We start from the raw sequence: 12,691 nt of genomic DNA on the forward strand, positions 1-12,691 counted from the left end.
TTATAGATCGACTCCTTGTCCTTTTAGGTAGTAGCGGACCAATTCCTCAACGATTTCATCGCGCTCATACTTACGGATTTGATTTCGTGCATTATTATAACGAGGAACGTAGGCAGGGTCTCCACTCAATACGTAACCTACGATTTGGTTAATCGGGTTGTAGCCCTTATCGTTCAACGAAGCATAAACATCAGTCAGAGTTTCGCTAATTTCTTTTTTATTGGAATCGTCCAATTTAAAACGTACTGTTTCTTCAGTAAATCCCATTCTAACACCCTCTTTCCTTAGAATAGTACCATTATAGCATAATTCCTTACGTTCTACAATTCAAGCAGTCTATTTATTTGGATTTTCTATTGTTCTGTCGCGCCATTTGCCAATCTGTCTGAAATATATTTGCTTGGTTCATTCTTCAAGAGATTTTCTAAACCAATGTTCTTCAAATATTCTAACTGAGAAGCCTTCTTGACATCCAAAACTTGAAAATCAAAACTAGTCGTTGTTTGAAGTTCAGTTGCACTCAATAGTTTAGTTTCAAGCTTAAATCCTGCTAATTTGCGAGCTTCTATGATAGACTCATCTTTCTCCTCTGCCTCGAGAAGAGCTTTTTGAGTTTCTTCCACTCCATGTTGGTCGATATAAGTCTTCAACTCATCTGAGACTGGACGTTTTTGTTGAATGGTTAGGTTCAAAAAAGTCTTGTCTTTATAAGTAATGGTTTGGGTTTGCTGGCTGCCATCATCTGACTTTGGCAAAACCAAAGTCTTGGTTACAACTGTATTCTTCTCAGCATTTTCAATAACTGGCAATGCCGACTGAAGCGTATCCTTTTCTGTTTTTGTAGCTGGTCCAGTTTCTTTTTTCTGTCCGCAACCAACCAGGACAAAAAGGAAAGCTAGACTAACAAGAACTATTTTCTTCATTTCTTTCTTCTTTCTTTTTGAAATTAAAATAAGACTGGGAGTTGCTCCCAGCCTTGATGTTTATAGAGCTGCACGCAAACGTGCTTCTGCATTTTCTACATTACGGACAGAGCGTGGTAGGAAGGCACGAATATCGTCTTCCTTATAGCCAACTTGCAGGCGTTTTTCATCTACAAGGATTGGGCTCTTTAAAATTCTCGGCGTTTCCATAATCAGATTGAGGACTTCATTGACGCTCAAATCTTCAATATCCACTCCAAGGGCTTTGGCATAGCGATTTTTAGATGAAACGATGCTGGCTATTCCGTTATCTGTTTTGGTTAGAATATCCAGTAATTCTTCTCTCGTAATTCCTTCTTTACCAAGGTTTTGTTCTTTATAACTTAACTGGTGGGCATTGAGCCAGGTTTTTGCTTTTTTACAGCTAGTACAACTTGAGACTGTATAAATTTTAATCATGTACCTACCCCTTTCGCTACATGTTACTATCAGTTTAGTCTATTATACCATAAAAAACATCCGACTTGCGACCTATTTTAAAATTTTTTTAACTTTTTTCGTCATTTTCGTACTTTTTTCTTGACAAAATGAAATTTACAGCCATTCTTGATATTTCTTGATATAGATTTTTTTCACAATTGTCACGCTAATCATATACAAAATAATGATGAAAAGCAAAAAGATGAAATAAATCGGTTTTAATGGAGTTAGATGAAGTAGGATTGCGAGTGGACTGTAGGGAAGGAAGGTCACAAAGGCTGCAGCCAATAAGGTTGTCACAAGGACTAGCCAAGCTGGACGACTTTGTAAAAAGGGAATTTTGGCTGAACGCAGCATATGGATAACCATGGTCTGTGACCACATGGACTCGATAAACCAACCTGTCTGAAACAAGACAATAAATCCTACGGCAGACTCTGCCCCATGAACATAAGCTTGACCTGTTGTCATGGGTACAATGATAAAATAAAGCAAAATAAAGGTCAAAATATCAAAGGCAGAAGAGATAGGTCCCATCCAAATCATGAAACGTGTGATGGACTTGGCTTCCCAGGTATGCGGATTTCTCAAAAAATCTTTATCCACCTTGTCAAAAGGCAAGGCAATACAAGACAAATCATAGACTAGATTTAGGATAATCAAATGGACTGGTGCCATTGGTAAAAATGGTAAAAAGATTCCAGAGACCAATAGGGATAAGATATTTCCAAAATTAGAACTCACTGTCATTTTGATATATTTAGTCATATTGGCATAGACCTTACGCCCTTCAACAAGTCCTTTTTCCAGCACCATGAGATCCTTATCAAGTAGGATAACATCAGCTGTTTCTTTGGCAATATCTACTGCTGTATCAACAGAAATCCCCACATCTGCAACTTTCATAGAAGGAGCATCATTGATTCCATCCCCCATATAGCCTACAGCATGACCATTAGCCTTAAATTGCAAAATAATCCTTGCTTTTTGGTCAGGAGAAAGTTTGGCAAAGACTGTTACCTCCTCCACGGCTTGAGCCAATTCTTGATTACTCATCTGATCAATTTCAGATCCTAACAGCATCTGATTGATATCCAAACCAACCTTTTCACAGACTGATTGGGTAACTTTCTCGTTGTCTCCCGTCAAAATCTTTGTTTGAACCCCATGTTCTAACAGAGCCTTAATTGCTGGTGCTGCAGATGGTTTAGGAGGATCTAGGAAGGCTAAATAACCAGTTAGAATCATATCCCCTTCATCATCAACTGTATAGGCATGTCCTTCCCTCAAACCTGACTTATAGGCTACTCCCAAGACACGCAAACCTTGTTGATTTAGTTGTCTGACTTCTGCTAAAATTTCTTCTCTAATAACATCTGTCAAGGGAGTAATCACTCCTTGGTATTCCGCATGACTGGAAATCGTCAACATTTCCTCTAGGGCACCCTTGGTTACCAAACTAACAACTTCGTGTTCATCCTTAACGATAACACTCATCCGTCTACGTTCAAAATCAAAGGGAAGCTCATCTATTTTTTGAAAAGTTTGAGCCAGATTTTGCAAGAGGGTGTGTTCTTTTGCTTCCTTTTCAGTCCGTTTGATGATGGCTCTGTCCATCAAATTTTTCAAGCCCGTTTGAAAATAAGAATTGAGATAAGCTCGTCTCAAGACGGTCAAATCCAAATCTCCATGTATATCCAAAGGATATTCAAGAACAATTTCGTCTTGAGTGAGGGTTCCGGTTTTATCCGTACACAAGATATCAATCGCCCCTAAGTCCTGTATGGCATTGAGTTTCTTGATAACCACTTTTTCCTTGGCCATAATGATGGAGCCTTTTGCTAGACTGGCCGTGATAATCATAGGAAGCATCTCAGGTGTAAGCCCAACACCAACACTCAAAGCAAATACGCCAGCTTCCAACCAGTCGCCATCTGTTAAACCATTGGACAAGAAAACGATGGGCACCATGACCAGCATCAAACGAATCAAGAGCCACGAAATACTATTCATTTCTCGCTCAAACGAAGTAGGCTCGTCATAGGTGTTCAAAGTCTGCTCAATGGCCCCCATCATGGTATCATCACCAACCGCCAAAACCACGGCCTTAGCACTACCAGACAAGACATTGGTTCCCATAAAGGCGAGCGCTTCTGCTTCCAGCAGACTATCAGATTGTTGAACTGTTGCCTTGGTCAAGGCCAATTTTTCAACCGATTCACTTTCACCTGTCAAGCCCGACTGTTGTACAAAGAAATCGCGCGACTCAAATAAAAGAAGATCTGCTGGAATCATGTCTCCAGCGCTTAATTTAACCACGTCACCTACTACCAAATCATCGATAGGTACTTCTTGGATTTCTCCTTGACGAATGACAGTCGCTGTGTTGACAATCATTTTTGATAGATTGGTCGCAGCCTTATCACTACGGAGTTCTTGGACAAAGCGTATGCCACCAGAAATGAGGACTAGGACAACGATGATAATGGAAGTTGTCGGATCTTCTTGACCTGGTTTTGCCAACCAGACATTGGTCACCAAGGAAATCATGGCGATGACCAGCAAGATGATGGTAAAAGGATTGATAATGGATTCGTAAATCTTTTTGAGGATACTGTCTTCTTGACCCTTTGTGATGGTATTTTCGCCATATAGGTCACGATTTTTCTCCACCTGCTCCTCAGTCAAGCCTGTTAGACTTGTCTTATAAAAAGATAGAGTTTCGTTTAAAGATGTATGAATAGCTGTTGCTAATCTTTCTTTTGTAGTTTTCATTGGTTTCTCCTATCTGTATGAATGATGTGTTTCATACACAGAGACCAATCACTTTATAAGGGTAGAACGACACAAATCAGCGATTGGCTGTGTATGTGCGGTTCCGGGTGATCGTCAATTTGCATCGTCTATCTCCTTTCTTTGATTTAAACAGTAGAAAATCCCACCATAAAATGGCAGGATTAAAAAACTAATTATCTGTTTTTCGTTCAAGCTTTAACTCCATAGGGCAATGTAATGAGCTTAGTCTTGGCCTTCGCGACCAGGACTGTTGACCAACGAGTAGTGTCTCCACTGCTTTGCGGTAGTCATCCGTATCCCTATGGTAGCCTCACCTACCGTTTTCGTCTTTCAGTATAAACCTTTAAAATTTAAAAGTCAATCATCTGAGTTGTTTAATTCTTAGATAACTATCAACTCTTTTGGAGCTAGGGTCAACAATTCACAACCTGTCTCTGTAATCAGGATATCATCCTCAATACGAACGCCATATTTGCCTTCGATGTAGATACCTGGTTCATCGGTCAAGGCCATACCTGCCTTAATAGTTTCTGTAGAAGTTTGGCTAAAGTAAGGCTCTTCATGAATATCCAGCCCAATACCGTGTCCGATACCGTGGGTAAAGTAGTCGCCATAGCCTGCTTCAATGATAATATCACGAGGAATTTTGTCAAAGTCACGGAAACCTAAGCCAGCCTTAGCTTGGTCAATCAAGGCTTGGTTGGCTTTGAGAACCGTATTGTAAATCTCTGCCTGCTCATCACTGACGTGTCCCAAGTAGATAGTCCGGGTCATATCACTGACATAGTGGTCATAAAGGCAACCGAAGTCCATAGTAACGGCTTCTCCTAGTTCCACTGGTTTGTGCATAGGATGAGCATGAGGTTTGGAAGAGTTGATACCACTAGCTAGAATAGTGTCAAAAGATAAGCCAGATGCTCCCAACTCACGCATACGGAAGTCAAGGAAGTTGGCAATTTCAATTTCAGTTTTTCCTGGCTTAATAAAGTCAAGCGCATCGCGGAAAGCTTGGTCTGAGATAGAACAAGCCTTGCGAATCGCTGCAATCTCTGCCTCATCCTTAATCATTCGAAGACCTTCAACAAACTGAGTTTGTGGAAGCAAGTCAATTCCTTCAAAGGCTACCTGCATACGGTGGTAATAAGATACTGAAATCTCATCCTCAAAACCGATTCGAGACAAGCCCATATCCTTAACAATGCCTGCAATGACAGCCAATTCATCACGATCAGCCACAATCTCAAACCCACTGGTTTCTTGCTTAGCTGCAATGATATAGCGAGAGTCTGTCACCAAGACCTGACGGTCACGGCTGATGAAGACTGTTCCGTTTGAGCCCCAAAAACCAGTCAAATAATAGACGTTTTTAAGGTTGTTGATGATAATGCCATCTAGTTCTTTTTCTTGCATTTTAGCTAGAAATGCTTGTACACGTTTATTCATGTTTTAATTTTCCTTTCAAATAGTGTCCTGTGTAGCTAGCTTCGTTGGCCGCTACTTCTTCTGGAGTTCCTGTTGCGATGATGGTTCCACCACCGACACCACCTTCAGGTCCCAAGTCAATAATATGGTCTGCCGTCTTGATAACATCCAGATTGTGCTCGATAACAAGGACTGTATTGCCATCGTCTACAAAGCGAGCCAAGACTTTAAGTAAGCGAGCAATGTCCTCAGTATGCAACCCTGTCGTTGGCTCATCCAGAATATAGAATGACTTGCCTGTCGAGCGTTTGTGGAGTTCACTAGCCAGCTTCATACGCTGGGCTTCTCCTCCAGAAAGGGTGGTAGCTGGTTGCCCTAGCGTCACATATCCCAGTCCCACATCCTTGATGGTCTGAAGTTTACGTTGAATTTTCGGAATATGTTGGAAGAATTCTACCGCATCGTTGACGGTCATATCCAAGACCTGCGAGATATTTTTTTCCTTGTAATGAACTTCTAGGGTCTCACTGTTGTAGCGGGTTCCATGGCAGACTTCACAAGCCACATAAACATCTGGCAAGAAGTGCATCTCAATCTTGATAATCCCGTCACCTGAGCAGGCTTCACAACGACCACCCTTGACATTGAAACTGAAACGACCCTTCTTGTAGCCTCGAATCTTGGCTTCGTTTGTCTGGGCAAATAGGTCACGTATATCGTCAAAAACTCCTGTATAGGTAGCAGGGTTAGACCTTGGCGTTCGTCCAATAGGACTCTGGTCAATATCAATCAAGCGGTCTACATGCTCAATCCCTGTTATGGTCTTGAATTTACCAGGTTTGTCTGAATTACGGTTGAGCTTCTGGGCAATAGCTTTTTTGAGAATGCTGTTGATGAGGGTCGATTTCCCTGAGCCCGACACCCCTGTCACTGCGATGAATTTTCCTAGTGGGAAGCGAGCTGTGACATTTTGCAGGTTGTTCTCTCGCGCTCCTGTCACTTCGATAAAACGACCATTTCCTGTACGGCGCTCTGTTGGCACTGGAATGGCACGTTTGCCTGACAAGTACTGGCCTGTGATAGACTTGCTGTTGCGAGCCACCTGTTTGGGTGTACCTGCAGCAACAATCTCCCCACCAAAAACACCCGCACCAGGACCAACGTCAATCAGATAATCAGCCTCACGCATGGTATCTTCGTCATGTTCCACTACTATGAGAGTATTGCCCAAATCACGCATCTTTTTGAGACTGGCAATCAGACGATCATTATCCCTCTGGTGAAGACCGATTGACGGCTCGTCTAGAATATAAAGGACACCTGATAGGTTAGAACCAATCTGGGTTGCCAAACGAATACGCTGACTTTCCCCACCTGAAAGGGTTCCTGCCGAACGTGACAGAGTCAGATAGTTAAGACCCACGTTATTAAGGAAGGTCAAACGATCCTTGATTTCCTTGAGAATGGGACGAGCAATAATAGCTTCATTTTCAGATAGAGTCAACTGACTCACCAACTCCAAGTGATCTGCGATAGACAGGTCTGAAATTTCTCCGATATGTGGTCCTTGCTGACCACCCACACGGACAGACAAGGCCTGATCATTAAGACGGTAACCATGACAGGTTCCGCAGGTCAGCTCATTCATGTAAAGGCGCATCTGGGTGCGGGTGTAGTCACTATTGGTTTCATGGTAACGACGTTTGATATTATTAACAACTCCCTCAAAAGGAATATCGATATCGCGCACGCCACCAAATTCATTCTCATAGTGGAAATGGAATTCCTTACCATCAGATCCATAGAGAATCAAGTTCTTATCTTCTTCTGACAAATCTTCAAAAGGATTATCCATATCCACTCCAAAGGCTGTCATAGCCTGCTCTAGCATGTTTGGATAGTAGTTGGATGAAATAGGATTCCAAGGAGCCAAGGCTCCCTCACGCAAGGTTTTGCTGGCATCTGGCACTACCAAATCAGTATCCACTTCCAGCTTGATGCCCAAGCCATCACACTCACTACAAGAACCAAAAGGAGCATTGAATGAGAAGAGACGTGGCTCTAACTCTGGAACAGTAAAGCCACAAACTGGACAGGCATAATGCTCAGAGAAGAGCAACTCAGAGTCGTCCATGGTGTCGATAATGACATAGCCTTCTGCGATACGAAGGGCAGCCTCAATGGAATCAAAGAGACGACTACGAATGCCCTCCTTGATAACAATACGGTCAACCACGACATCAATATTGTGTTGCTTGCTCTTTGACAATTCTGGCACTTCGGTCACATCATAGACCTCCCCATCCACACGGACGCGGACATAACCATCTTTCTGAATCTTTTCAATGACACTCTTGTGTTGCCCTTTTTTCTTACGTATGACAGGAGCTAAAATTTGCAGACGTTGGCGTTCTGGCAATTCCAAGACCTTATCTACGATTTGCTCTACAGAAGAAGCCTTGATAGCCCCATGCCCGTTGATACAGTAAGGCGTCCCCACACGCGCATAAAGGAGACGCAGATAGTCATTGATTTCAGTCGTTGTTCCCACCGTCGAGCGAGGGTTTTTGCTAGTCGTTTTCTGGTCGATGGAAATAGCTGGGCTGAGGCCATCAATGGCATCTACATCAGGCTTCTCCATATTTCCCAAAAACTGACGAGCATAGGCTGACAAACTCTCCACATAGCGGCGTTGTCCCTCTGCATAAAGGGTGTCAAAGGCCAGACTGGATTTCCCTGAACCTGACAAGCCGGTCACGACAACCAACTTGTCTCGTGGAATCTCCACATCAATATTTTTTAAATTATGGGCACGCGCCCCATGAATGACAATTTTATCTTGCATCTTTGTTCTTTCTAGTCCATTATTGCTTACCATTATACCAAAAAAAGTGAGATTCTATTACCCAAAAGGCCGATTTTGTAGTATAATAGTACGGTGTGAAAAAATCTGAAAAATGAGAAAGGATAAGGGATATGAAACAAGTTTTTCTCTCTACAACAACTGAATTTAAAGAGATCGATACGCTTGAACCGGGTACTTGGATCAATCTCGTCAATCCGACTCAAAATGAATCACTCGAAATCGCTAACGCCTTCGATATTGATATTGCCGACCTCCGAGCACCGCTTGATGCGGAAGAAATGTCTCGTATTACGATTGAAGACGAGTATACCCTGATTATCGTTGACGTGCCAGTCACAGAAGAAAGAAATAATCGCACCTACTACGTAACCATCCCGCTTGGTATTATCATCACAGAGGAAACCATTATCACTACGTGTTTGGAACCATTACCAGTCCTCGATGTCTTTATCAACCGTCGATTGCGTAATTTCTATACCTTCATGCGTTCGCGTTTTATCTTCCAGATTCTCTATCGCAATGCAGAGCTTTACCTAACAGCCCTTCGTTCGATTGACCGTAAGAGTGAACAAATCGAAAGTCAACTGCATCAATCAACTCGTAATGAAGAATTGATTGAGCTCATGGAATTGGAAAAAACCATCGTCTATTTCAAGGCCTCCCTCAAAACAAATGAGCGTGTGATTAAGAAATTGACCAGCTCAACTAGCAATATCAAGAAATACCTTGAGGACGAAGACCTGCTTGAAGATACCCTGATTGAAACCCAACAGGCTATCGAGATGGCAGACATTTATGGAAACGTCTTGCATTCTATGACAGAGACCTTCGCCTCTATCATTTCCAACAACCAGAACAACATCATGAAAACCTTGGCCCTTGTGACCATCGTCATGTCCATCCCAACCATGGTCTTTTCTGCCTACGGGATGAACTTTAAGGATAATGAAATCCCCCTAAACGGCGAGCCAAATGCTTTCTGGCTAATCGTCTTTATCGCCTTTGCTATGAGTGTCTCGCTCACTCTCTATCTCATCCATAAAAAATGGTTCTAAGAGGAGTTCCTATGTCTCAGATTGATCTACAAAAATTAACTAATAAAAACCAAGAGTTTGTCCACATCGCTACCCAACAATTCATCAAAGATGGAAAAACAGATGCTGAAATCAAGGCTATTTTTGAGGAAGTTATTCCCCAAATCCTTGAGGAGCAAGCCAAGGGTACGACTGCTCGTTCCCTCTATGGCGCACCAACTCACTGGGCTCATAGCTTCACTGTCAAAGAGCAGTACGAAAAAGAGCATCCAAAAGAAAATGATGATCCAAAACTCATGATTATGGATTCAGCCCTTTTCATCACTAGCCTCTTTGCCCTTGTCAGCGCCCTCACAACCTTCTTCTCAGCAGATCAAGCTTTCGGCTATGGATTGATTACCCTCCTCTTAGTTGGACTGGTTGGGGGATTTGCCTTCTACTTGATGTACTACTTTGTTTACCAATACTATGGACCAGATATGGATCGCAGTCAACGCCCACCTTTCTGGAAATCAGTCCTCGTTATCCTAGCTTCTATGTTTCTTTGGTTGCTTGTCTTCTTTGCAACAAGCTTCCTACCAGCTAACCTTAACCCAGTACTTGCTCCATTACCACTAGCTATTATCGGAGCATCCCTCCTAGCCCTTCGCTTTTATCTCAAGAAACGCTTGAACATCCGCAGCGCAAGTGCAGGACCAACACGCTATTAAGAGAACGATAAAAGCAACTGCAGATGCGGTTGCTTTTTCACTTACTTTTTTGATTTTAAAGTATTCTTCTGACATCCCACATAGCTCTATCTAATCTTTTGTGATAAAATAGGCTCAATCTATTTCTAGGAGGATAAAATATGATTTCTACTATTGGTATTGTTAGTTTATCTAGTGGCATTATCGGAGAGGACTTTATCAAACACGAAGTTGACTTGGGTGTCCAACGTCTCAAGGACTTGGGACTCAATCCTATCTTTTTGCTCCATTCGCAAAAAGGATTAGACTTTATCAAGGACCATCCTGAAGCTCGTGCAGAGGATTTGATGCAGGCCTTTTCTGATGATAGCATCGACATAATCCTATGCGCCATCGGTGGAGACGATACCTATCGCTTACTACCTTATCTTTTTGAAAATGACCAACTACAAAAGGTTATCAACCAAAAAATATTTCTTGGCTTCTCGGATACAACCATGAACCACCTCATGTTGCATAAACTAGGAATCAAGACTTTTTATGGTCAATCCTTCTTAGCAGACATTTGTGAATTAGACAAAGAAATGCTAGCCTATAGCCTTCACTACTTTAAAGAATTGATTGAGACGGGAAGAATCTCAGAAATCCGCCCTAGCAATGTTTGGTATGAGGAACGAACTGATTTTAGTCCCAAGGCTCTGGGAACACCTCGTATCAGTCATGCAAATACTGGTTTTGAGCTGTTGCAAGGAAATGCCCGGTTCGAGGGAAAAATCCTCGGTGGTTGCCTCGAATCCCTCTACGATATCTTTGACAACTCTCGATACGCAGATAGCACGGAGCTCTGCCAAAAATACAAACTTTTCCCTGACTTGTCAGACTGGGAAGGAAAGATCCTCTTGCTAGAGACAAGCGAAGAAAAGCCTGAACCAGAAGACTTCAAAAAGATGTTGCGGACTTTAAAGGACACTGGCATATTCGAGGTCATCAATGGACTCTTGGTCGGAAAACCTATGGATGAAACTTTCTATGACGACTATAAAGAGGCACTATTGAATATCATTGACAGCAATACCCCGATTGTCTATAATCTGAATGTCGGCCACGCAACTCCAAGAGCAATTGTACCCTTTGGGGTCCATGCTCATGTAGATGCACAGGAACAAGTCATTCGCTTTGACTATAACAAATAAAGCTGGGAAAAGTTTCTCAGCTTTTTTCTCTTGTATAACTACTAAAACGTCACATACTACTGATAACTAAAATGATCAAGGAAAGGCTGTTGCCTAACATGTGAACAAGTAGGGGATAGTAGATATTCTCCTTTTCTTTCACATAAATAATAGAAAAGGCAAGGCCTCCACCTAAGTAACCAACTGCACCAATCCACTCTGATAGAGCCAAACTATGCATATGAGTCAGAGCAAAAACAAGTCCTACCAGAATAATGCTTAGTAAATCTGGCAACCGTTTCTGCAAGTAATGCAATAAAACCTGACGGAAAAAGAGTTCTTCCACAAATGGTCCGATGACACAAGCGAAAACAGCTATCAGTAATGGTTGTTCTTGAAAGGTACTTTGAATATTAGACTGATTTAGACCTTGTCCATCTAGTCCTACAAACTGCCTCAACATTCCTGATATAAAGCCAAAGAAAACAGTCATCAGAATGAGAAAGAGCCATCCTGTTAAGATGCCAAAGAAGAACTTTCTTTTAGTTTTTCTAATCTCATTCCATTGTTTGATTAATCTATCCTTGAACAAGAAGGAGCCATATAGAGCTAAAACTACATAAACTAGATAATTTGCAATGGCAGATGGCATTAAAGAAGCCAGCAATTTAACGCCATCAAACACAAAAAGAACTGTATAGAGAATCCCAAAAACAAGGACTCTCTTATATTTGTTAGACATCATTTAAGACCCTTCCATTCACAATCATTCTCATGGTCATCAACCAGACCTGCAGCTTGTAAAAATGACAATACGGCGACTGGGCCTGTGAACTTGAAACCACGTTTTTTGAGATCTTTGGCTAATTTCTCAGACAAGAGTGTTTTAGCTGGGGCTTGGCGATAATCGGGAACATCATTAACAACAGTTTTCCCCTCAACAAAAGACCAAAGATAGGCATCAAAAGAGCCGTACTCTGCCTGTAGTCGTAGAAAGACTTGGGCATTAGCGCGTGTAGCAAAAATCTTGGCTCTATTTCGGATGATAGCTGGATTATCCAGCAAGGCTTCCAATTCGGTATCGGACATCTCTGCGACTGCTTGAATTTGATAGCCATGAAATGCTTCTCGGAAAGCCTGGCGTTTGTTTAGTACCGTTTCCCAAGACAGGCCTGCCTGATAGGTTTCCATACACAACAACTCAAACAATGCTTGGTCATCATGGAGGGGTTGGCCCCACTCCTCATCATGATAGGCGATGTAGAGCGGATTGGTCATCTTGACCCACGAACAACGTTTTGTCATGCTC

Annotated in this window: 11 protein-coding genes and 1 riboswitch; of the genes, 3 read left to right on the top strand and 8 right to left on the bottom strand. The window is 42.1% G+C overall.

The window, feature by feature from the left end; all coding sequences use genetic code 11:
- The 6 genes from N8N51_RS00865 to uvrA all read right to left on the bottom strand — a co-directional run bounded on the left by N8N51_RS00865 (position 1) and on the right by uvrA (position 8,466).
- Positions 1–267, bottom strand: coding sequence for an IreB family regulatory phosphoprotein (locus tag N8N51_RS00865; RefSeq protein ID WP_000507059.1), 267 nt, complete (start codon positions 265–267; stop codon positions 1–3).
- Positions 268–353: 86 nt separating this feature from the next.
- Entirely contained in the window at positions 354–923 is a 570-nt protein-coding gene (locus tag N8N51_RS00870; RefSeq protein ID WP_000725132.1) for an SP0191 family lipoprotein, read from the bottom strand.
- A 60-nt stretch (positions 924–983) separates the two neighbouring features.
- A complete protein-coding gene (gene spx / locus N8N51_RS00875) occupies positions 984–1,382 on the bottom strand; it encodes a transcriptional regulator Spx (protein ID WP_000591165.1) in 399 nt (132 codons plus the stop codon).
- Positions 1,383–1,517: 135 nt separating this feature from the next.
- Complete coding sequence (mgtA, locus tag N8N51_RS00880; protein ID WP_261103365.1) at positions 1,518–4,178, bottom strand: magnesium-translocating P-type ATPase; 2,661 nt, start codon at positions 4,176–4,178, stop codon at positions 1,518–1,520.
- A 194-nt stretch (positions 4,179–4,372) separates the two neighbouring features.
- Positions 4,373–4,523, bottom strand: a riboswitch (M-box (ykoK) riboswitch).
- A 57-nt stretch (positions 4,524–4,580) separates the two neighbouring features.
- Positions 4,581–5,642, bottom strand: a complete 1,062-nt coding sequence (locus N8N51_RS00885; protein WP_049543967.1) for a M24 family metallopeptidase — start codon at positions 5,640–5,642, stop codon at positions 4,581–4,583.
- Positions 5,635–8,466 carry an excinuclease ABC subunit UvrA gene (uvrA, locus tag N8N51_RS00890; RefSeq protein WP_261077936.1) on the bottom strand — a complete coding sequence of 944 codons (2,832 nt, stop codon included), beginning with the start codon at positions 8,464–8,466 and terminating at the stop codon, positions 5,635–5,637. The genes N8N51_RS00885 and uvrA overlap by 8 nt, the downstream gene beginning before the upstream one ends.
- A 131-nt stretch (positions 8,467–8,597) precedes the next feature.
- Between uvrA and N8N51_RS00895 the strand changes: the two genes are divergently transcribed.
- The 3 genes from N8N51_RS00895 (at position 8,598) to N8N51_RS00905 (ending at position 11,403) form a co-directional block, all read left to right on the top strand.
- Positions 8,598–9,542 (top strand): magnesium transporter CorA family protein, encoded by a 945-nt coding sequence (locus N8N51_RS00895; protein WP_000815623.1) that lies wholly within the window; start codon positions 8,598–8,600, stop codon positions 9,540–9,542.
- A gap of 11 nt (positions 9,543–9,553) precedes the next feature.
- A complete protein-coding gene (locus tag N8N51_RS00900; RefSeq protein ID WP_125454355.1) occupies positions 9,554–10,231 on the top strand; it encodes a DUF1129 domain-containing protein in 678 nt (225 codons plus the stop codon).
- Positions 10,232–10,371: 140 nt separating this feature from the next.
- Positions 10,372–11,403 carry a S66 family peptidase gene (locus tag N8N51_RS00905; protein ID WP_125454354.1) on the top strand — a complete coding sequence of 344 codons (1,032 nt, stop codon included), beginning with the start codon at positions 10,372–10,374 and terminating at the stop codon, positions 11,401–11,403.
- Positions 11,404–11,452: 49 nt separating this feature from the next.
- On the opposite strand, the gene N8N51_RS00910 is transcribed toward N8N51_RS00905, so the two are convergent.
- Both N8N51_RS00910 and N8N51_RS00915 read right to left on the bottom strand, forming a co-directional pair.
- Positions 11,453–12,127, bottom strand: a complete 675-nt coding sequence (locus N8N51_RS00910; protein ID WP_125454353.1) for a CPBP family intramembrane glutamic endopeptidase — start codon at positions 12,125–12,127, stop codon at positions 11,453–11,455.
- A complete protein-coding gene (locus N8N51_RS00915; RefSeq protein ID WP_125454352.1) occupies positions 12,124–12,687 on the bottom strand; it encodes a DNA-3-methyladenine glycosylase I in 564 nt (187 codons plus the stop codon). The genes N8N51_RS00910 and N8N51_RS00915 overlap by 4 nt, the downstream gene beginning before the upstream one ends.
- Between the last annotated feature and the right edge of the window lie 4 nt (positions 12,688–12,691).

Origin of the sequence: Streptococcus mitis (assembly GCF_946188685.1) — a bacterium.
GTDB lineage: Bacteria > Bacillota > Bacilli > Lactobacillales > Streptococcaceae > Streptococcus > Streptococcus mitis_CC.